We start from the raw sequence: 19802 nt of genomic DNA, 5'->3' as shown, positions 1-19802 counted from the left end.
AATGGATATCACACGTCGTGACTTGACGAAGGCCGGTCTTGGGGCGCTGGCGGCTGGGTCTCTCGGTTCGCCGGCGATGGCCGGAGACGGCTTGGTGGCAGACTTGCCGGAAGGACTCGACGAGTTTGCGCTGGCTGTCGAAGCCTACATTTATGCCTATCCTCTGGTGACAATGGAAATGACCCGACGGGTGATTACCAACGTCGCCGAGGCGGAAGGCAGCCGCGGTCCTATGGGGCATCTGATCAAGCTGCGCCAGTATCCGGACGCCAAGTTCCGAGACGTCACTGCGCCCAACGCCGACACCCTCTATACGACCGCGTTCTTCGATGTGGGGGATGAGCCTTGGGTCGTTAGTCTGCCCGACCTGAAGGACCGCTATGCCCTGTTTCCGATGCTGGATGGCTGGACGACAGTGTTCGATGTCCCCGGAAAGCGCACCACCGGCACGGACGCACAGACCTTCGTGGTCACCGGCCCAGGTTGGGAGGGGACGCTCCCGGAGGGCGTGACCCAATATAAGTCTCCGACGAGCATCGTTTGGCTGCTTGGACGCATCTACTGCACAGGCACGCCGGAAGACTACGCCGAGGTGCATAAGCTGCAGGATGAAGTGAAGCTCTACCCGCTGAGCGCATGGGGGAAGGACTGGACGCCACCGAAGGGCAAGGTCGATCCGGCGATCGACATGAAGACTGCCGTTCGCGCGCAGGTCAACAATATGGACGCCATTGAGTACTTCACCCTCTTCGCCGAACTTCTGAAGAGAAATCCGCCGACCGACGCGGACGCACCCATGGTCGCCAAGCTTGCCGAACTTGGCATCGTTCCTGGCCAGGACTTCGACAAGGCCAAGTTCGATCCGGCGTTTGTGAAACGCGTGCCGCAGGTCGGCTTCGCGCGCATCATGACGCATTTCAAATTTAGTGGCGGCGACGTGCAGGACATTGATGGCTGGGGCTTCACGACGAAAACCGGTATTTACGGCACCAACTATATCCAGCGTGCCCTGGTTACCGCGATTGGGCTCGGAGCAAACCGGCCGCAAGATGCGATCTACCCAACCTCGCTGAAGTCCGACAGCGGCGTGATCAAGCGGGCATATAACGGGTCCGAGAAGTACGTTCTGACATTCAAGAAAGGCCTAACGCCGCCAGTTTCGGGTTTCTGGTCCTTGACCATGTATGATGCAGACTACTTCTTTGTCGACAATCCGCTGAATCGCTATTCGATCAGTGCGCGGCAGCCACTCAAGGCGAACCCCGATGGCTCGATTGACCTCCTTATCCAGCACGAGTCGCCGGGAGCGGACAAGGAATCGAACTGGCTTCCCGCGCCCAAAGGAAAATTCATCCTCATGATGCGCCTTTATTGGCCCAACGAAAGCAATCCATCCATAATCGATGGCTCTTGGACGATACCGCCGGTGACGAAGGTGAGTTGATATCTGTATTGGCGTGCATGCAGCCGCGACGGCGCTGTTCGTGGTGGCTGCGAAACGTAAAGCCATCGATCCCTCTGTCACACAGACTGGTCCCAGAACAGTGCGATCGAGGCGCAGCGCGCCAATCCATTCTCAGCGGGTTAGAACGCGGACCAACAAACACAGGTTGGTCTTAACAGAGACCGTCATAGGGAGAAATCATGAAGAATTGCATCGCCTGTACTGTGACGGCAATCGGAGCGTGCCTCTTTGCCGGGACGGTCAACGCTGCGGACATCTATTCGCCAATGACGCCGGAGCTTCAGCAGACGACCACCGATAGCGGATGGACCTTTTCCTTTGCCCCTTATTTCTGGGCGGCCGGATTGTCGGGTGACGTTGCCCAATTCGGGCTGCCGGCGGTGGATGTCGATGCCAGTTTCAGCGACATTTTCGACAATCTTGAGTTCGGTGCGATGGCAATAGGCGAAGCCCGCAGCGGCCCGTACAGCATCTTCGCTGATGTGATGTATACCAAGATTTCGGGGCAGGCGGGTACTCCAAGAGGTGTTCTCGCAACGGACGTCGAGCTTACCTCCGAAACATTCGCAGGACTGCTCGGTGCGGGGTACTCTGTCTTCGAAAGCGCGACAGCGCGGTTGGATGTGGTGGGCGGCCTGCGCGTATGGTCGGTCGAAAGTCAGCTTTCCTTCAGCGGCGGGCTTTTCGATGGGCGCTCCAGAAGCGATGATGCCACCTGGGTAGACGGTCTGGCCGGCTTTCGCGGAACCTATTCGCTGACACCCGAAATCTACCTGACTGGGTGGGGGCTCGTCGGTGCCGGTGGCGCCGATCTCGACTGGGACGTCGCCGCGGCGATCGGCTACCGGTTCAGTGATTCGATTTCGGCGGTCGTCGGTTATCGCGCTCTGGGCGTGGACTATAGCGACGGCGGGTTCGTGTTCGACGCTGTTCAGCAGGGGCCAGTCTTGGGCCTCGTGCTGCGGTTTTAAGGATGCTCGTGCGCCCGCGGAGAGATTGTCTACGTGCTCGCCGGCAGGAGTTTTAGATCCAGGCATGCGGGCGGGCGTTGGCTCAAATCAGCAAACACCAAGGGGGGTAATGCGTGTTCACCCATAGCCCTGAGAGACAGAAACCTGATCCCATCGACATTCACGTGGGTCGCCGAATCCGTATGCGCCGACTCTGGATCGAGATGACCCAGGAGACCCTTGCCAAGGCGCTCGGGGTTACATTCCAGCAGGTGCAGAAATACGAGAAGGGGACCAATAGGGTCGGAGCAAGCCGGCTGCAAGCGATTGCCAAAGTGCTCGAAGTGGCACCCTCGTACTTTTTCGGGGACATGCCGGAGGACGACGAGTCCGCCAAGCCGATTCCGCACAATGATTTGACCGAGTTTGTGTCCAGTGATGAGGGCTTGGCCCTGAACAGAGCTTTTGGACGAATTCGCGACGCGAAAGTCAGAAAGCGCTTTGTCTGTCTGGTCCAACCCCTCGCGGCGCAGGGTTAGTGTAGCCTTGTTAATGCAGCAGTTTCGACTGATCGTGAGCGACCTCACCACCGGAGACCTACGATTGAAATAGCCAAATTAGCCGGTGATGAGAGCCGACAGCGCACTGACGCAATGTCTATGTCTCACCACTAGAGTGCCTTGCTGGCGGCGTGCAGACCGCGGCGCTTAGACATGCACGGCACTCGACGGGGTAATCCTTGGTGATCTCGCCCGCCTCGGCCAAGAGCTTGAGCGCAGCCAATCGGCGTCCACGGGCGACGACGAAATAGCGGCCCTTCTTGTCGCCCTTGCGAACAACGAGGTTCTGCAGAAGCCGGTAACCGTCGGCTCGAATGTTTGCTGCCAGCGCCTCAATTCCCTCGGCGCTGTAGGTCTTGCGGACGTTCATTGGATCGGCGTCCAGCTTGCTCAATGCAACGGTGATGATGTCAGTCATGATGGTTCCCTTTCCCTATTCCCGCGAAGCGGCCTCAAGCCCGAAGGGGCAGGAGCCCCGCTCCTGCTCCCCGAGCTCGCGCGGAGCAGCGGGGGAGAGGGGGCCAAGGGGAGAAATCGGAGGGGGATCACCCGCCCGAAGGGGCGACGCCGTCCAGACAGCGATGAGCATTTTCACCAGCTCGTGCTCCGAAAATGTCGCTCCCCGGCGGCCGATACGCGGCAATGTCTTTCTAGCAATCCCAAGTGGAAAATGGCTGAGCACCAAAAACGCAGCTAGTTAATCCCTTCTGGCTATAGACCGCCGCCGATCAAGCGTTAGGTTGTCAGTTGCCGCGTATAAATTAGCGATTTGACAAATTCATTTGGAGTGGTGCCCCCAAGAAGTACGTGCACTGCTGCTCGAAGTCGAGAAGGGCTATGGTGTGCGCCCTCCCGTCCTTCGGAAAAGCACGAGGTTCGCGAACATGGAACCGGCCACAATATTAGTCGCCGACGACGAAGCGCTGCTGCTCTTGGGGTACGAGGACACGCTCGCCGACGCAGGGTTCCGCGTGGTGCCGGTAACGAGCGGCAGACAGGCACTAGCGTTCTTGCGTTCCGCAGACTCCGCCGTAGACGCGGTGGTAACCGATATCCGCTTTGGCGAACTTGCGGACGGATGGGATATTGCGCTCGTTGCTCGCGAGATCCATCCCGATATGCCGGTCGTCTACATTAGCGGACACGCGGCTGACGAGTGGCAATCAAGGGGGGTGGAAAACAGCATTCTGCTGGAAAAGCCTTTCCCTTTTGAGGAACTGGTGACGGCTGTCTCTCAGCTACTTCAGGTGAGTGTACCATTGCTGGGGACCGCGTCGGATACTTCACGACCAGTTCCGGTCGCCATGTGGCGCAGCATGTCCCCCTCGCGAACGCCGGATTGGTAGATGGCAAAATATGCCGGCCTTGGCGTCGCCCGTCGATCTACGCCGCGCCTAACGTGCGGCGACAAGGACGTGGCACTCCTGTGGCGACACGAGCCCTCCGCTCGTCGCATTGCCCCCTAGCGACCGCACGAGATCGCATGTAATCGCATCCACCAGCGCGTCACGCCGGCTAGCTTCCACTCCCGCAAGCATCCCCGCTTGAGGAGTCGCCGAAAGCTGAAGGCGCACATAGTCGCGTGCTGACGGAAAGCGGATCGTTAGGGCGAGCGATGTCACCGTGACGTCTCTGAATCCGGCAGAGGAGACGAGATTTTCTAACAGATGACCGTCCGAAAGGGCGTGCTCGGATCGCTTGATTGAAGAGGCATCGGGCCCGAGATGACGGTCCAGCGCATCGGCTAATGCATGGGCCATCGGCGTCCGTTCAATCGCGGTGAAGACGCTGAGCGCCAGCCGTCCGCCCGGTATGAGGACCCTGAACATCTCTGCCAACGCTCGGGCGCGATCAGGAAAGAATTGCAGGCCCAACTGGCACAGGATCACATCGAAAGTCCCGTCGGAGAACGGCATCTGAAGGACGCTAGCTTCATGCCACTCAATCTTCGGCCCCCCGTTCTGCGCAACCGCACGTGCAACCTCCAACATGGTGCGGTTGAGGTCCAGGCCGACCACGCGTCCCGAGCCCATCCGTTCAGCGGCAAGTCTCGCCACTACCCCCGTACCACACGCCACATCGAGCACCCGCTCGCCGGGGCGAGGCGCGGACCGCTCGACCAAGTCCGCCGCCCAGAGTTCCGTGATGAGCGGAACGAGATATTTTTGATAGAGTTCCGCAGCGGTGCCCTCCAACTGCCATTCCTCATGCTGTGCCATCGCTTCCCCCTTTCAAAACTCCGGCCCACCATGCGCTAGCTTGCCTTCGAGGTCAAAAACAGAGCTATGAACGTCAGGTTCCCCGTCAGCAAAACTAAGGTTCCGTATCTTGCCGCCCCGCCAGGCGCCGACATGTTAGCCCGAAAGGGTTACTGGACAAAACAACCTCGGATTTGGAACATAGCTCTGCTATAGCCCTGCCCGCTGAGGCACAGGAAACCACTCAGTCATTTCAGAAGCAATTTAGAGTAGGGCCCGCGTCTGGGGGATGCGGGCCTTGCTTCTCCAGGTCAATGCCGCGACTCTTCCTCGTGGCGCGACTTCCATTCAGGCTGATGCTCAGAGCAGAACCAGTGCGGCTCCGCCCGACCGACGGCGAAGCCGAAACTTCCCCATCTGTTGCAGCCCGGATGCTCGCAGTAGTGGACATACGGCCCTTGTTCGTGGTGAGGCTTGGCGCCCAGTTCGTCGCTCAATGGACGATCTCCTATGATCACCTCTCCAATATTGGGGAGGTCGAGCATCGGTTGATTGTTCTTCTTTTGTTCCTACCTTATTTCATCGCCATGGTCGAGACAATTGGCGACGCGTTCAGCCTCGGTTGGCAACTCAAAGCGCGATGTGCCTTCGGCTGGCCTGCGAAGAGGAACGCGCGCGCTCCGTCGGCAGCGATTGTGATGGCGCTTTCGGCGTCATTTCGCGTCAGCGATGCCACCTGTCCGGCTTCGACGTCGGCGGCCGAGGCGCCGATCCGGGCGCTTCCCTCGAGCACTACAATGAAGCCGCTGTAACCGGCAGGCAGCTCTTGTTCGAAGCGGGCATCCGGTTCGATCCGCGCCTCGACCGTGGTCACTGGCGCATAGTTCGTCGTGGGCGCAACCGCCGATCCCGACGCGCCGGAAAACACCCGGATCTCCGCGCCAGGTTCATGACGCACCGGCATGTCGGCTGCGCGCAGTGCCTGGAAATGAGACGGAACCAGCTTGTTCGCCGCAGGCAGGTTCACCCACAACTGACGCAGGTGGACAGCCTCGCCATTCGCAGGCTGCTCATTGTGCACGACGCCGCGACCGGCGGTCAGCCAAAGCGCGTCGTTGGCTTCGATGATGCCCTCGTTGCCGTGGTTGTCGTAATGATTAATGGCGCCGTCAACGACGTAGGTCACCGTCTCGACCCCGCCGACCGGCAGATCTGCGAAGCTCCAGCGCCGGCACGCCGCGATACCGTCTTGGGTGGCCGTTGCGTAGGTTTGCCACCGGGCAGGTGAAGTGAAACGGAAATGGTTATCTCACCAAGCGCAGGACCATGATTAACTCGTCATTCTCGGTACCGTGCCCCAGGAAGCCGTTTGGAATCCGGCCAACCTCTACGAAACCGTGGCGTTGATAGAAGCGTATCGCTGCTGAAATCTCTGCATTCACCGCAAGCTCCAGCTGCAGAACTCCGCGATCTCGTGCATGCTCTGTAACGTCATGCAAAAGGTTTGCTGCAATTCCGGTCCCTCGTTCGCCTTTCCGCACATAGACGCTGACGAGCTTTGCGCGATGCACCATTTTCCTCGAACGCTCAAACCTGAGCCCCATCATGCCGACGGGCTGCCCGCTCAGGAACGCGACAAAAACTGGCTGGTCCAGATGCTCACGCCATTCACGGTCGGAGAGATGGACCCAATCGTCAAATACGCTCGCAAACGAAAATGGCTCGTGTGAAAGCGCCTCCAGCCGTATGCGGCGAAACACGTCCACGTCCTCGACTGATAGGCGCCTGATTACCGCCCCTTCTCCAATCGGCACATCGACCTCCACCAAGTTCCGGCTGAGAAACGTCGTATCCTGCCACCCAGGGCATCTGATCGCATGCACGTAAACGCTCCAGCAGCGAAGCCGCTCGGGCATCCGTCCTCGCTCACGAACCCGACCACTGCCACTCGACGGAACCCGAGTTGATGACGCCGCCCGCAATTTGCTCCGACAGGCCCGCCCAGATCGGGTCCCTGGTGAAACTTCCTAGATCACCGCTCGACTGCACCAAAGGCATCTGCGCGTATTTTGAAAGGGGTGCCGCGGCCCCATCGAAAAGCTCGATCTCCTGGAATGGATAGCCGCCAGCAGGCTTCAAGACACGATGACCCCACAGCCCGGGTCGGTCGTCCCTCCGCAATTCAGTCACGAGATCGAAATTTCCCGACTGATCAAGTCCGATCGCGGTAAGATAGCGCATAAGCGGGTAGTAGATCGTCTGGCGACATCCTCCAAGCGCTCTCACGCCGGGCAATATGGATGTCACCAGGAACACCGTGTACAGGCTCGGCACGATCGCTCGCTGCCGAAGCGCGGCTGCAATGCTGCCTGGCCGGAACTTCACTTCGAAGTTCGACAGACCCTTGGCCCTGAGGACGTTGTCCTGAAGGCGGAGCGGAACAATCCTGCCTTTTTCCATGGCCCAGAAGAGATCGGTCGTTCTGCGGATCCAACCTTTCCATGGCCCGGTGTTCAAGCGATCCATGGCATTCAGGATGCCCTCGGCAACCATGCCATCTCCGATGAAACGAGCCGACATCCAGGATTCCGTGTCCTCGAGATGGTCGGCGACCAGGTCGGCGACGTCGAAATCATCGAGCTGAAGCAGCTTGATGGGGAAGGGGAGCTTGTGGCGCCAGATCGTTTGGTTGGCCGCCCTGATTGCGTCGGCCGCTGAAGCAAATTCATCCGACGGCAGTTCGGCGAGGAGATGGGCGGCGGAGGCATTTGGTGCCGGATCGCCTTTGGCATTCGAGAAAGCGAAGCGATAGGGACCGTTCGAGCCGCAGATGCTAAACGAATCCATCCGGCTCCGAGGCAAGCCGAAGACGTTGAGGGGCTCGTCCTTAATCCAGAGCCAGCCGGGACCCTTCTTGGCCTTTTCCGAGAAACTGACGGTCGAGGCGTGATACGTGATGTACCATTCGCGACCATTGGCGTTCAGGCCCAAAAGGCTGAACAGATGCGTGTAGAACGCATCCGGCTCGATTAACAGCAGGCAATGCGGACCAGTCTGGAGCACCGGCGACGCCATCAACTGAAGGCTGGCTCTTCGAGCTTCCACAGGATCGTAACCGGACCTCCGCGCCGCCCGTTCAATGCAGCTGCAGAGCAGCTCCATTGCATGACGACGGACCGAAGATTCGTAACGGAATTCTTCGACGGCGTAGACAACCGAAGCGTAGTCTCGGAGGGGACGCTCCCAATAGGGGGCGAGATGCGGCATCAAGGCAGACAGCGCGCGTCGCACGGCAGCTGCGCTGCAATGTTCGTCCGCCTTGGGAGTTTCCATCATTTCATGATGCCAGGCGCTTCGGCGCGAGCAGCGTCATGGTGTTCGCGCTACGCCAAGTTAGATCAGGAGCCAACGCCTCTACCTCGGTATCGACGATCGCGACCGGCAACTGCTCGTAGCAATAGCCTGGTGGAATTGCCGGCTTCAACATCAGCGAAAGCAGTTCCAACATGGAAGCCCGGGAGTTGGATGACACGATCGTGTAGAAGTTCCCGCTGTTCCAGGTTAACACCGAATATCGGAAAAACGCCCTCAGAGCGGCTACCGTCGTCGCCAGATCGACTTGGAGATCCGTCATAGTGTTCAGGACTTCATCGTTTTTCTTGGAGATGTGGCCTGTAGAGAAGAACCTGGGCTTAAAAAGCTCGTCCTTTTGCCGCTCGCGTCCCTCATATATGTCGCGGTCTTCATGAGCGAGCTTCTGCACCTGCACGAGGAGGCCGCCAGGGCGGATGCGAGGAACAACGAACTCCAGCTGATTTAGCCGATCGCGGTCGTACATCTGAAACGTCGTGTCCTCCAACAGCACGTCGAATCCGCCCCGAAATGGGAGAAGATCCTTGTCGGTCGCGTATCGGTCGTCGTCCAACTCAAAGAATGGGCCGTGGAAGAAGTGCGCGTGCTGGCTTCCCCGGTTCGCAAAGAACGACGCTCGATTGGCTGCCGTTGGACTGCAGCAGAGCGCCTCGATGCGACCATCGCCAAGCGTGGCGAGCGTGCGCGCGAGGCAACCAGTGCCCGTGCCCAGCGTGTATATTGTCGTTGGGGAGGCGTTGCGGGCCCAGGTCCTTAAAGCGAAGGAAAGTATCGCAGCACCCAGTCGGCATTCCTCTTCGAGCCTATAGGGAATGCTGGCAAAGTAATGGCTGTCAAAATGGCCCCAAAGACGCCGATGCGTATCCGCGAAAACTCGCTCTCGAGATCAAAGTCGAGCAGGCTCATGTCGATTTGAGGTTCGGCAAGGTCCGGTGCTTCACCCTTTCCGCTGGCGGTTCTTTCAAAGAACTCGGCGAACGCGGTAAGTCTGGGAGCATTCCGCCAGTGTTCAATAGTTAGTCGATCCACCATCGCTACCTCCCAATATAGCCGGCGGGTGGCGTGCTTCATCTGAGCGCCCATCGAGATGTTTTAGCTGCCGCCCGCATCTGCCATGCGTGAGCTTCTGATCTCATCTGTGGACCCAGGGGAGCGGGTAGCCAATCTACCTAATTCGGGAGGTTGACCGTTCCGGGTATGTCGAAGAGAGGGACGGGCCGCGAATGCGATCGGGCGCGGTCAGATTTTGATCAGCTCGAGGAAGCTTGCCTTGGCAACGGCCTGATAACTTGTAAAAGCACCGAGTTTTTGTCTTGCCGATCGCAGGTACAACTTCACCGCGTTTTCTGAGATGCCCAGATCCGCTGCTATTTGTTTGGAAATCAGACCTGTTGCAAGAAGTTGAACGCACTGGCTTTCGCGCCTGGAGAGGTTCCGGTAGCGGCCAATCTCTCGAAGGCCGCTGGCAGAAAGCATCGTCTCATGAAGATAGTGGGAAAGGATCTGCAGCTCGTGAATGCTCGAAGCGCGTAGCCGCAACCAGTCGCGCTTGGGCAGGTTCGAGGTCACGGAAAAGAGAGACCGTTCGCCTTTCGAGCCTCGGATGGGGATCGTCAAGCCATGGGGGCCGATATCGCACGAACGCGCTTCCTTAAACAATCGGTAGACCTGTGCTGACCGCCGATCGAGAGAGGACCAGTCCACCGGGAGGAACCCCCAACGGACGACGTCAATCACCGGGTCTATGTCGAAATAGCCCTTGTCGACGTATATCTCAGTCCACGTAGCTGGATATGTCGTGCAGTAGTCGGGGTACAAACCCGACCTGCCTCCGTTGCAAACCACAAGCAATGTCATGTGCGACAGGCCGTGTCGCACGCAAAGTTCGCGCAATGCGGGGTCAAGGTCCTCGCGATGCTTCGCTGCCTGGAGCGTCCTTAGGGACAGTGAGATTCTGCGGTTGTCGACCATCGGTGGAAATTTCAGTTTCTGCCATCGCTCTGTGTTTCGACCCTGACTGTTCAGATCGGAGAACCGGATCTTAATGGCAGCGCTCGGGCAGCGAAATTGTAGGAAGATGCAAGTGGCCGAAATCGTCGCTAGTCCGCAATCTCATTGGGTTCAAGTTCGAGGCGGAAGGACTTTGGGTAAAAATCGGGAGTTGGTGTTCTTACCCTCGGTGTCAGTGTCATAGCTACCAGGAACTCAGGAGGGGGCCCGGCGGGGTAGCCATTGAGGTGGCGTCCAGTTCGTTGGCATCGTCATGGTCGGGGTGTTCAACCGCTCTCGAACCTCCAGGTAGCGGCCACTTGAGCGAGCTGGCAATCCTCTATCTCGAGCGGCAGATCACTGGCGAGGTGCGCCCACGGCGCCACCCAAGCCAGCTTGCGGGGTCTGACCCGCCGTGGGCTGCGGCCACCCGCGGTCGCGTCGGTGCCTCGTTTCTCGTCCCTGAAGCTTGGGCTGAGAGGACAGATCATCCGGGCGCCCGCAACGCGCGGTCTCATACAGCGTCGTTGGAGGGCACCTCGGGTGCGCACGATGCGGTCTTCGCCACCACTCATCAAACGCCGAGGCTGTTGTTCTTCAACGGCAATTGTCGGATGCGCTTGCCAGTGGCCGCAAAGACCGCATTCAGAACCGCCGGTCCCGCCACCGCGATCGTCGGCTCGCCGACGCCGCCCCAGAAATTCCCCGATGGCATGAGAATGGTTTCGACGGCCGGCATCTGGTCCATACGCATGACCTCGTAGGTATCGAAATTCTCCTGTTCGACGCGACCGCCATTGATCGTGCACTCTCCGTAAAGACAGGCTGAAAGACCGTAGACGAACGAGCCCTCCACCTGCCGCTCGGCCTGGGCGGGATTCACGATGTGACCCGGGTCCGTCGCCGCGACGATGCGGTGGATCTTAAGCTGACCGTCTGTGACCGAGACTTCCGCCGCGGCTGCGACGTAGCTGCCGAATCCCATGATCTGGGCGAGGCCGCGATGGATCCCGTTTCCTGCCGGCTTTTCCCAGCCAACCCGTTCGGCCACCGCCTCGAGAACCGCAAGGTGCTTGGGGTGGTTGGCGAGCAGCTTTCGCCGGAAGTCGAGTGGGTCGATCCCCGCCTCGTGCGCGAGCTCATCGATGAAGCATTCGACGTAGAGCGCGTTCTGATTGAGATTCACGCCACGCCAGAACCCTGGAGGAACTGGCGGATTGCGCATGGCGTGATCGATCAACAGGTTCGGAATGGTGTAGCCAAAGGCGCCCTCCGTCCCGCCATCGTTCAAACCCTGGAAGACGGCCGGATCGCGACCGGTTTCGCGCACTTCGGCGCGAAGTGGCCACAGAATCGACTGGCCGCTGATCCGCATGTGAAGCGCAGCCACGTTGCCGTTGCCGTCGAGCGCCGCCCTGAAGCGACATTGCGTTACCGGGTGGTAGGCGCCGTGGAGCATGTCCTCTTCGCGCGACCAGATAAGCTTCACGGGGGTCCCCGGGAATTCCTTGGCGAGCCTCACAGCCTGACGAACATACTCCTGGTAGTTGCCGCGCCTGCCGAAGCCGCCGCCAAGGTGTAGCTTGTAGACCTCGCATTGCTCGATCGGCAGGCCGGAGGCTTCGGCCGCGGCAGTAAGGCTCGTCTCGCCGTTCTGGGTCGGCACCCAAACTTCGCATTTGTCAGGTGTATATCGTGCCGTCGCGTTCATCGGCTCCATGGTTGCGTGGGCCTGGTATGGAAAGGAGTAGGTCGCCGTCACCAATTTGGCGTCGCCGTCAAGTGCCGCCCGGGCATCGCCGATCGCCGTACCAACGACTGCGTCCTCTGCGTCCAGTCCTTCCCTCAGCATCGCGGCAATCGTTTCGCTGGTGACGTTCGTATTAGGACCTTCGTCCCAAACAATCGGCAGCGCATTGAGGGCAGAATGCGCCTGCCACCAGGTGTCGGCGACGACGGCAACGGCCGTTTCATCCACCTGAACGACCTTTCGCACGCCGGGCATACCAGACACGGTCGCCGCATCGAAGCTCGCGACTTTGCCCCCGAAGACCGGGCAGGCTTTGATCGAAGCGTTCAACATGCCCGGTAACGTTAAATCGACGCCATAAATCTGTTTGCCTATGAGCTTGTCGCGCGTGTCGAGCCTCGGCAGCGGCTTTCCGGCGATCTTCCACTCCCGCGGAGCTTTCAGCGCAACGTTCGCCGGCAGCGGCATTTGCGCGGCGAGCGAGGCGACCGCGCCATATCTGACCGTGCGCCCGGAAGAAGGGTGTGTGATGATACTATTTGCCGCCGAGCACTCATCTGCAGGCACCTTCCAGATGCTCGCCGCTGCGGCAACAAGCAATTGCCGCGCGGCCGCACCGCCCTGGCGCACATATTCGTGCGACTCCCGGATGCCGCGGCTGCCACCGGTCGAAAAACTGCCCCAGATGCGATTGCGCCTCAGGCTGTCTCCGGGGGTTGGATATTCGGTGGTCACCTTCGACCAATCGCACTCAAGCTCTTCCGCCACGAGCTGGGCGAGGCCTGTCAATGTTCCCTGGCCCATTTCCGAGCGGGCGATGCGGATCACGACGGTGTCATCCGGGCGGATGAGCACCCAAGCGTTGATCTCAGGAAGGACGGCGGAGCTCCCCTCAGCCTGCGCCGCGAAGGGCACATGGAAGCCGAGCGAGAGGCCGCCGGCCGTGGCGGCGGTGCCAATGAGGAATTTGCGGCGCGACAAGGTTGCGACTGTCATGGTCAGGTCCTCATCCTTTCTGGGATGCGCTGGCGGTTTCAGCGGCGAGTTTGATGGCGGCGCGGACGCGGTTATAGGTCCCGCAGCGACAAATGTTGGTAATTTCGGCGCTGATGTCGTCGTCGCTCGGGCTTGGCGTGCTGCTGATGAGGGCGGCGGCCGCCATGATCATGCCAGCCTGACAGTATCCACATTGTGGAACGTCGAGCGCCAGCCATGCCTGCTGGACCGGATGGGAGCCGTCCTTTGACAGGCCTTCGATCGTGACGATCTGTTGACCTGATTCTACTGCACTGACCGGCAACGCGCAGGAGCGCGTCGCAACACCGTCTATATGGACTGTGCAGGCGCCGCATTGCGCTATCCCGCAGCCGAATTTGGTGCCGGTCAGACCTGCCTGTTCGCGTAGTACCCAGAGAAGTGGAGTCTCGGGATCTACCTCGATATCCCGCGTCTCGCCATTGATGGTCAATCGAGCCATGATACCTTTCCTTGCCAGGTTAGCGGCGGCGAACCGCCAGCGCTTGAACGTAGACCAGTCGCATGCTTGTCTTACTGGGTCGTCTCGCCAGGAATGCTCCGCAGATAGGAGATGATTGCCGATCGCTGCGCCGCATCGCGAATGCTGACGCTCATCGTGGTGCCCGGCACGGCCTGGCGTGGATTGTTCAAGTAGTCCTGCAGTCGTTCTTCGTCCCAGACGAAACCCGATGCGCTGAGTGCCTTTGAGTAGCGGGCGCCTTCGATACTGCCGGCTGAGCGGCCAACGAGCCCGGATAAATGCGGACCGACACGGTTTTCGCCCGTATTCAGGCTGTGGCAGGAGGCGCAGCGGATGCGGAAGAGCCTCTCGCCTTCGGCAGCCGCCGGTTCCTGTGCCAGGCTCGCGCCAGGACAGAGTAGGGCACCAAGAATGGAGGCAGAGATCAGATACTTGTTTTTCATGAACAATCCTGGGAGTTGGCGGCTGCAGGCGAGGCACGAACGCCTCCCGTGCAGGTCGCTTCGAGAACCGAAGGATAGTTGGCGTTTGTCGCAGAGATTTGCCGGTGGAACTGCCGAGTTGTAACGAATTATCTCAAAAGCATGCTGTATGAGGCCGCGCGCGAAGTCGGCCCTGCAGAGTTTTACTGGACGCATATTCGAGCCGGCCAGGCGGCTTTGAATTTATATTTCCGGCTCCTTAAACTAAGCCGCCCGACACATGCTGATACAAATTGCCAGCGAACCTGGGAAAATATTGCGACAAGTTGCGGCTAAGCTTCGACCATCAATTCATCCCTGAAGAAAGTCGTGGAGCATGAAACGTAAACTCGCCGAGAGTGAGCCTGGGTATCTTCGTGATCGCCGTGAAGCTGGTGCGCGGCCAGCAGCGAATGTACTAGCGGGTTTACTTCTGAGCGCAGCTTCGATCCTCTGCGCCGCGATGATTGTTCCGGCGGCTGACCTTACCGAAGAGACTTGCGCGGCTCAGACAGCAAGTGTCGAAAAACAAGCGCCGTGCCTGAAGCTGGCCCCGGCTCAGGTCTACGGGGCGCAATCTTCATTGCAGCACACAAGCTGAAAGCCGACGTGGGGCCGTCGCCCGCCAACCAGGGAGGGCGCGGCCGCACACATCGCAATTGCACCGCCGGGATGCCGTATGCGCTCGTCGCCGATCTGTACGGTAGGGTTCTCGCTATCCGCGCACGGGGCCGCCGGAACGCCATCCACAGCCAAGATAGCAGCGCTTCAAGCGCCCCGATCCGACTTGGGAAGCGTTATCGTCGCCCTCAGGCCCTTCTTCAGTCGCGACAGGGTGATGTCGCCGCCGTGGTGGCGAACGGTTGCCCGGGCGATCGACAGGCCTAGGCCAACCCCGCCTGTTTCGCGATTTCGCGAGGACTCCAGCCGGAAGAATGGCTCAAAAACACGCTCGAAATCCGCTTCGGGAATCCCGGGCCCATTATCCTCAACTGCGATTCGAACGGAGGAGGGCGTCTCATTGAGCTGGACGCGAGCCTCGTTGCCGTAGCGCACGGCGTTTTCGATCAGGTTGCGAACGGCGCGCCTGAGCCCGTCCGGACGGCAGCGATAGGTAATCTTGGGGCTATCGAGAAATGTCACGTTTTGCCCGAGGTCGGCAAGGTCGTCACAGAGGCTTTCGATCAAAGCCGTCAAATCGACGGTGCGTGTTGCCTCCGTCACGGCCTCCTCGCGCGCAAAGGCAAGCGCTGCCTCGGTCATCGTCTGGATCTCGTCGATCGTAGCCATCATTTTGTGCTGAGCGTCGCTGTCCGTCACGAATTCAGCCCGCAGACGCAGCGAAGTAAGCGGAGTGCGGAGATCGTGACTGATCGCAGCGAGCATGCGCGTCCTATCCTCGACAAAGCGCGTAAGTCGCGCCTGCATCCGGTTGAAGGCCTCCGTCGTCCTGCGGATATCATCGGGGCCGGTTTCCGGCAGTGGCTCGACGGATTGGCCTCTGCCGAGAGCCTCCGCGGCGCCGGCCAGCCGGCGCATGGGTCTTGCCATGCGGTTAGCTACGAACACGCCGATCAACGCAAGCGTTGTCGCGGTGACGGCGAGCGAGACGAGGGACTGCGTGTTCCAGAAAGGATTCGGCATCGTCTTGCGATAGACGGAGTTCAGCCAGCGCCCGTCGCTGAGTTGGACCGCAAGCCCCATGCCGTGGGAATCGCCTAGCGGAAGAAACTTGGCGAACCGGGGCAGGCTCCATACGTCAGTAGAAAGGCGCGTCCAGCCCTCGGAGGCAATTGCCTTCTCGAAAAGCTGGAGACCCTTGCCTGACGGCGTCTTGGCTGGCGCAGCCGAGGTTAGCTCAGGCGGGCGATAGGCTGGGAGCAGGTTGGGTAGCGGTTCCTCCAGCTGCGCGACTGCCTGTTTTCGCCAGGCGAGCGTATCGACGGGATCCTGTCCCGACATCCAAAAGCGTGTATACGTTGTTCCGCTTGCCCGCAGGACATCGGTATGGAAACCTGGAGGAATGGACTCGAGCAGAGTTGCAAGCGACGCCGTGCGGCTCAAGAATTCACCCTTCGATGCCGCACGCAAAGCCTTGTCGCGTTCCTCCCAGGAGATCAGAAACCCGATCACTTGCGACAACACAAGCGCCATCAACAGAAAACAGATGAACTGAGCCGCGAGGCTCTTCCTCCACCATCGCATTAGTAGGCTTCTACCTCCGCCACGAAGCTGTATCCTCCACCCCAGTGCGTCTTGATCAAACATGGATTTTTCGGGTCGCTCTCGATCTTCTTGCGCAACCGACTGACCTGGTTGTCAATGCTGCGATCGAAGCTCTCCGCGGCTCGCCCTGCGGTCAGATCAAGTAGCTGGTCACGGCTCAAGACCAGACCGGGGTGTTCCAGGAAGGCATTGAGCAGCCGGAACTCCGCCGTGCTCAACGCCACGCTGACGCCATCGCGTCCGACGAGCTCCCGGCGTCCAGTGTCGAGTTCCCAGATACCGAAGCGGATGGTCTTGGCCTTGATCCTCCCGCGCTGGGGAGGAAGGCTGTTGACACGCCGCAGCACCGCCCGGATCCTTGCCAGGAGTTCGCGCGGGTTGAACGGCTTGGTGATGTAATCGTCGGCGCCGAGTTCCAGGCCGACGATCCGATCGGTCCCGTCCGCCATCGCCGTCAGAAAGATGACCGGCAGCTCTGTCGTCGTGCGCAACTGCCGGCAGACCGTCAGTCCATCCTCGCCGGGCATCATGATGTCCAGCACGACGAGATCTGGGGCTCCTTTTTCCAGAAGACGTCGAAGCGCTTCGCCGCTTTCCGCGAGGGAAACGCGGTAACCCTGTTGTGTCAGATATTTCCCTACCAGGTCGCGAATATCGCGATGATCATCCACAACGGCAATGTGAGGCGTGGATTGCATTGGGTCCGCCCGGGTAGAGTTGTCCTTATAAACACATACCGCCACCGCTGAGGCGCCGCATTGAAAAAAGTGTATCAAACGGTATCAGTTACAATACTGCTATCGGTGGCCACGGCATTCTACGCACACCCATATTTGCGCTGCAGCATGGCCGAGAGGGGATAATTGAGGGCAGCGCAAGGCACTCGGACCCCGTCGCGACCTTGTTACACTTGGTCACAAACCGCGCATCGCGTCGCATACCCATTCGACAAATCACGTCTAGGGTTCTCCCGTCCGAGGCCGTGCGTTCTTTCGCACCAGTCCGGACGTCGTCGCCATCGCGCCCTGATAGCTCCCGAACCAGGGCGCGATGGAACAACGGACATAGGAGAATTCCATGACAATCAAGCATTACATCGCAGCCGCTCTTGCGTCGTTTGTTGCCCTTGCAAGCGTCGCACCGGCGCTCGCCAACTTTGACTACTATGAAGGCGCCGACATCAATGTGAAGCGCGGCGCCACATCGGCCGCCAAGAAACTCGACGGCCGCGCCACCGGTGGCATCAGGACAAAAGCCGCCACCTATGGCTTCCCAAGCACGGCGAAACCGGATCCACGGGTCGTGAAGGGCGGTGAAGGTGAATATTACCAGGGACTTAGCCGCCAGTGATCCAAGAGACCGCGGGCGCTCCGGGGAGACCGATCGGCCTTCAGACTGGAAGAGGAATTGGCACCGGGCCTCTCGGCGCGCGACTGATCAACTTGCACGTGGAGGTGGTGAACCATACGCGCCAGCGGAGCGTTTTCTCACCAGGGGCGCACCGCGAGGACTTCGGCTATGCGTCTATCCAGCGTTGCTGCCCGGACGGCGCCGTTTTAGGCAATGCCGGAGAGTTTCTGGTGGTCGCGAACGTATGCGATTGCAGCAGCCTCCAAGCTCTTGCAATTCTTCTCGGACTTGAGCAGGGCGTGATCATCTTTCTCGGCTGCGCATCTTAAGACGTCGCGCCGCAGGCACGCGTGCTCGTAGACCTCGCATATCTTCAGGAACCCGAGATCTCGGTCCATCCAAGCATTGTCACGTAAGTCAGGCGCTGCAAGGAGCAGCCGGGCCATTCCTGCTTTCTGAGCATCCACTGTTGCGCCTCGCAATTATTCGACGAGGTGAACAGTTTCACCTGTTAGAGCTGAGACAAAGTTCCACAGAAGCAAGTGCCGGAAGTGGCTATACGGCGAGCTGCTCTTGGTTCGATGGCCGATGCGCCTGGGAGAAGCATACTGGTGACAGCCCTAATGGGGGTCAAGAGCCGTCGGGGCGGATCACCCGCCCCACAATTATGAATTTCAGAGTTTCTGCTCACCGCAAACCCTTCCCGCTGGCTTTTGAGGGAGCAACCTGATGCTCGCCGTGCCCAGCGCTAGAGCACGTCCACTTTAAACCGGGTCATAACCTGCTGCTGCGAAGTAGTTCGCACACTCTTGCGGCTCGAAGAGTTTGACGATGTCGCCAACGGTGTTCCACAGGGCGTCGACGGAGCGTTCGGCCTGTGCCCGCAGAAGCGCTTTGAGCTTTGAGAAGGCGTTTTCGATCGGGTTGAAGTCGGGGCTGTAGGGCGGGAGATAGAGCAGCGTGCAGCCGGCGGTTTCTATGGCCTGTCGGATGCCATCTGCCTTGTGGGCCGGCAGGTTGTCCATGACGACGATGTCGCCGGGCGTGAGGGTCGGCACGAGAACCTGCTCGACATAGGCCCGGAAAGCCACTCCATTCATCGCCCCGTCAAGGACCATCGGCGCGGTCATGCCGGAGAGCCTGAGCGCCCCGGTGAACGTCGTAGTTTTCCAATGACCGTGCGGAACGCCCGATCGGCAACGCTCTCCGCGCGGCGCGCGACCGCGAAGCCGGGACATCTTCGTGGAAAGACCCGTCTCGTCTATGAAGACGAGGCGGGCTGGATCGAGATCAAGCTGGGCATCGAACCAGTCCTGACGCCGCTTCAGGAGGTCTGGCCGCTCCTGCTCCAATGCATGTGCGGTCTTTTTTTGAATGTGAAGCCGCGCTTGCGCAGCCAGACGTCGAGGGTGCTGCGGCCGATAGAGACGGATCGGTCCTCTTCCAGACGCAAAACCATCTCGTTCAGCGTGATGTCCTTCGACGCCTCGATCATGCCGATGATGAAAGCCTCATGATCGTCGAGACGGGAACCTCCAGGTCGACCCTGCTTGGCAGCGCTCACCTGACCCTGCCGGGCGCTCGCGATCCAGGCAATCGCCGTCGAAATCCCGATCCCGAACCGCGCTGCAGCCGACCGCGCGGACATCCCACCAGCCGACGCAGCCAGAACCCGGTGGCGAAGATCATCACTCAATGCTCGGGCCATGTTCCCTCCGACAAATCAAAGACAGGAGGAGGGAATCACAGAACGCTCTGAAAAGGAATCCTCGCGCCGATTCCGCTTTCATCGGACGCGCTCTAGGTTGCTGCCTCTCATAGGAATGCCGCCAGCGCGGCGCTAAACACAGCCAATATGGCAAACTTCATCGGTTTCATCCGGCGCGTTCTCTTGCCGGTCCAAGAGCGCCGGTTCGAGGCGGAACCGTGGCGAATTGAACACAACATCAACCATAAAGCGACACCCCCTGAAAAAAGCGATCC

Annotated in this window: 20 protein-coding genes and 1 pseudogene; 6 read left to right on the top strand and 15 right to left on the bottom strand. The window is 59.8% G+C overall.

Translation table 11 applies throughout. The features are described from left to right. Position 1 precedes the first annotated feature (1 nt). From M1D34_RS30435 to M1D34_RS30425, 3 genes are all read left to right on the top strand, one after another. Complete coding sequence (locus tag M1D34_RS30435; protein WP_498784995.1) at positions 2 to 1444, top strand: DUF1254 domain-containing protein; 1443 nt, start codon at positions 2 to 4, stop codon at positions 1442 to 1444. 200 nt (positions 1445 to 1644) lie between these two features. Then, entirely contained in the window at positions 1645 to 2436 is a 792-nt protein-coding gene (locus tag M1D34_RS30430) for a hypothetical protein (RefSeq protein ID WP_498784993.1), read from the top strand. A gap of 182 nt (positions 2437 to 2618) precedes the next feature. After that, complete coding sequence (locus M1D34_RS30425; protein WP_498786204.1) at positions 2619 to 2954, top strand: helix-turn-helix domain-containing protein; 336 nt, start codon at positions 2619 to 2621, stop codon at positions 2952 to 2954. A gap of 118 nt (positions 2955 to 3072) precedes the next feature. Here the strand turns inward: M1D34_RS30425 and M1D34_RS30420 are convergent, their stop codons facing one another. Next, a complete protein-coding gene (locus M1D34_RS30420) occupies positions 3073 to 3393 on the bottom strand; it encodes a ParB/Srx family N-terminal domain-containing protein (protein ID WP_498784991.1) in 321 nt (106 codons plus the stop codon). A 466-nt stretch (positions 3394 to 3859) separates the two neighbouring features. On the opposite strand from M1D34_RS30420, the gene M1D34_RS30415 reads away from it, so the two are divergent. Continuing rightward, positions 3860 to 4321, top strand: coding sequence for a response regulator (locus M1D34_RS30415; RefSeq protein WP_498784989.1), 462 nt, complete (start codon positions 3860 to 3862; stop codon positions 4319 to 4321). A gap of 48 nt (positions 4322 to 4369) precedes the next feature. Here M1D34_RS30415 and M1D34_RS30410 read toward each other — a convergent pair whose 3' ends face one another. The 10 genes and pseudogenes from M1D34_RS30410 to M1D34_RS30365 form a co-directional block, all read right to left on the bottom strand. Then, a complete protein-coding gene (locus M1D34_RS30410; protein ID WP_498784988.1) occupies positions 4370 to 5194 on the bottom strand; it encodes a class I SAM-dependent methyltransferase in 825 nt (274 codons plus the stop codon). 290 nt (positions 5195 to 5484) lie between these two features. Beyond that, positions 5485 to 5670, bottom strand: a complete 186-nt coding sequence (locus tag M1D34_RS30405) for a hypothetical protein (RefSeq protein ID WP_498784986.1) — start codon at positions 5668 to 5670, stop codon at positions 5485 to 5487. A 77-nt stretch (positions 5671 to 5747) separates the two neighbouring features. After that, positions 5748 to 6416 (bottom strand): pirin family protein, encoded by a 669-nt coding sequence (locus M1D34_RS30400; RefSeq protein ID WP_498786202.1) that lies wholly within the window; start codon positions 6414 to 6416, stop codon positions 5748 to 5750. A gap of 61 nt (positions 6417 to 6477) precedes the next feature. Then, positions 6478 to 7089 (bottom strand): GNAT family N-acetyltransferase, encoded by a 612-nt coding sequence (locus tag M1D34_RS30395; RefSeq protein WP_498784984.1) that lies wholly within the window; start codon positions 7087 to 7089, stop codon positions 6478 to 6480. 10 nt (positions 7090 to 7099) lie between these two features. Further along, on the bottom strand, positions 7100 to 8335 hold the full coding sequence (locus M1D34_RS30390) for a hypothetical protein (RefSeq protein WP_498786200.1): 1236 nt from the start codon (positions 8333 to 8335) through the stop codon (positions 7100 to 7102). Positions 8336 to 8510: 175 nt separating this feature from the next. After that, positions 8511 to 9577 (bottom strand): annotated as a pseudogene (locus M1D34_RS30385) (class I SAM-dependent methyltransferase). Positions 9578 to 9784: 207 nt separating this feature from the next. Next, a complete protein-coding gene (locus M1D34_RS30380; RefSeq protein ID WP_498784982.1) occupies positions 9785 to 10516 on the bottom strand; it encodes a helix-turn-helix transcriptional regulator in 732 nt (243 codons plus the stop codon). Between the two features lie 592 nt (positions 10517 to 11108). Next, positions 11109 to 13280 carry a xanthine dehydrogenase family protein molybdopterin-binding subunit gene (locus tag M1D34_RS30375; RefSeq protein ID WP_498784980.1) on the bottom strand — a complete coding sequence of 724 codons (2172 nt, stop codon included), beginning with the start codon at positions 13278 to 13280 and terminating at the stop codon, positions 11109 to 11111. A 10-nt stretch (positions 13281 to 13290) separates the two neighbouring features. Next, positions 13291 to 13761: a (2Fe-2S)-binding protein gene (locus M1D34_RS30370; protein ID WP_498784978.1), complete on the bottom strand. Its 471-nt coding sequence runs from the start codon at positions 13759 to 13761 to the stop codon at positions 13291 to 13293. Positions 13762 to 13832: 71 nt separating this feature from the next. After that, on the bottom strand, positions 13833 to 14225 hold the full coding sequence (locus M1D34_RS30365) for a c-type cytochrome (RefSeq protein ID WP_498784976.1): 393 nt from the start codon (positions 14223 to 14225) through the stop codon (positions 13833 to 13835). Positions 14226 to 14580: 355 nt separating this feature from the next. On the opposite strand from M1D34_RS30365, the gene M1D34_RS30360 reads away from it, so the two are divergent. Then, positions 14581 to 14844 carry a hypothetical protein gene (locus M1D34_RS30360; protein WP_498784974.1) on the top strand — a complete coding sequence of 88 codons (264 nt, stop codon included), beginning with the start codon at positions 14581 to 14583 and terminating at the stop codon, positions 14842 to 14844. A gap of 167 nt (positions 14845 to 15011) precedes the next feature. Here M1D34_RS30360 and M1D34_RS30355 read toward each other — a convergent pair whose 3' ends face one another. Together M1D34_RS30355 and M1D34_RS30350 are read right to left on the bottom strand one after the other, a co-directional pair. Further along, the gene (locus M1D34_RS30355; RefSeq protein WP_498784972.1) at positions 15012 to 16205 is read right to left on the bottom strand and encodes a sensor histidine kinase; all 1194 of its coding nucleotides are present in this window, start codon (positions 16203 to 16205) and stop codon (positions 15012 to 15014) included. Between the two features lie 242 nt (positions 16206 to 16447). After that, positions 16448 to 17167, bottom strand: a complete 720-nt coding sequence (locus tag M1D34_RS30350) for a response regulator (protein ID WP_498784970.1) — start codon at positions 17165 to 17167, stop codon at positions 16448 to 16450. A gap of 379 nt (positions 17168 to 17546) precedes the next feature. Between M1D34_RS30350 and M1D34_RS30345 the strand changes: the two genes are divergently transcribed. Further along, positions 17547 to 17819 (top strand): hypothetical protein, encoded by a 273-nt coding sequence (locus M1D34_RS30345; RefSeq protein WP_498784968.1) that lies wholly within the window; start codon positions 17547 to 17549, stop codon positions 17817 to 17819. Positions 17820 to 18025: 206 nt separating this feature from the next. On the opposite strand, the gene M1D34_RS30340 is transcribed toward M1D34_RS30345, so the two are convergent. Together M1D34_RS30340 and M1D34_RS30335 are read right to left on the bottom strand one after the other, a co-directional pair. Then, positions 18026 to 18286 (bottom strand): hypothetical protein, encoded by a 261-nt coding sequence (locus tag M1D34_RS30340; RefSeq protein WP_498784966.1) that lies wholly within the window; start codon positions 18284 to 18286, stop codon positions 18026 to 18028. Positions 18287 to 18583: 297 nt separating this feature from the next. Then, a protein-coding gene (locus M1D34_RS30335; protein ID WP_498784408.1) for an IS630 family transposase occupies positions 18584 to 19527 on the bottom strand; the annotation gives its coding sequence in 2 pieces (ribosomal slippage) (positions 18584 to 19191 and positions 19191 to 19527; 945 coding nt in all). Positions 19528 to 19802 lie beyond the last annotated feature (275 nt).

Source organism: Ensifer sp. D2-11 (assembly GCF_054161295.1).
Note: the sequence above shows the minus strand (reverse complement) of the source record. Positions and strands in the feature narration are given on the sequence as shown.

Bases quoted from the DNA above. Each gene is read 5' to 3' on its own strand.
- M1D34_RS30435 (WP_498784995.1), top strand. From the start codon at position 2: ATGGATATCACACGTCGTGACTTGACGAAGGCCGGTCTTGGGGCGCTG.
- M1D34_RS30430 (WP_498784993.1), top strand. From the start codon at position 1,645: ATGAAGAATTGCATCGCCTGTACTGTGACGGCAATCGGAGCGTGCCTC.
- M1D34_RS30425 (WP_498786204.1), top strand. From the start codon at position 2,619: ATGCGCCGACTCTGGATCGAGATGACCCAGGAGACCCTTGCCAAGGCG.
- M1D34_RS30420 (WP_498784991.1), bottom strand. From the start codon at position 3,393: ATGACTGACATCATCACCGTTGCATTGAGCAAGCTGGACGCCGATCCA.
- M1D34_RS30415 (WP_498784989.1), top strand. From the start codon at position 3,860: ATGGAACCGGCCACAATATTAGTCGCCGACGACGAAGCGCTGCTGCTC.
- M1D34_RS30410 (WP_498784988.1), bottom strand. From the start codon at position 5,194: ATGGCACAGCATGAGGAATGGCAGTTGGAGGGCACCGCTGCGGAACTC.
- M1D34_RS30395 (WP_498784984.1), bottom strand. From the start codon at position 7,089: ATGCCCGAGCGGCTTCGCTGCTGGAGCGTTTACGTGCATGCGATCAGA.
- M1D34_RS30390 (WP_498786200.1), bottom strand. From the start codon at position 8,335: ATGGAGCTGCTCTGCAGCTGCATTGAACGGGCGGCGCGGAGGTCCGGT.
- M1D34_RS30380 (WP_498784982.1), bottom strand. From the start codon at position 10,516: ATGGTCGACAACCGCAGAATCTCACTGTCCCTAAGGACGCTCCAGGCA.
- M1D34_RS30375 (WP_498784980.1), bottom strand. From the start codon at position 13,280: ATGACAGTCGCAACCTTGTCGCGCCGCAAATTCCTCATTGGCACCGCC.
- M1D34_RS30370 (WP_498784978.1), bottom strand. From the start codon at position 13,761: ATGGCTCGATTGACCATCAATGGCGAGACGCGGGATATCGAGGTAGAT.
- M1D34_RS30365 (WP_498784976.1), bottom strand. From the start codon at position 14,225: ATGAAAAACAAGTATCTGATCTCTGCCTCCATTCTTGGTGCCCTACTC.
- M1D34_RS30360 (WP_498784974.1), top strand. From the start codon at position 14,581: ATGAAACGTAAACTCGCCGAGAGTGAGCCTGGGTATCTTCGTGATCGC.
- M1D34_RS30355 (WP_498784972.1), bottom strand. From the start codon at position 16,205: ATGTCGGGACAGGATCCCGTCGATACGCTCGCCTGGCGAAAACAGGCA.
- M1D34_RS30350 (WP_498784970.1), bottom strand. From the start codon at position 17,167: ATGCAATCCACGCCTCACATTGCCGTTGTGGATGATCATCGCGATATT.
- M1D34_RS30345 (WP_498784968.1), top strand. From the start codon at position 17,547: ATGACAATCAAGCATTACATCGCAGCCGCTCTTGCGTCGTTTGTTGCC.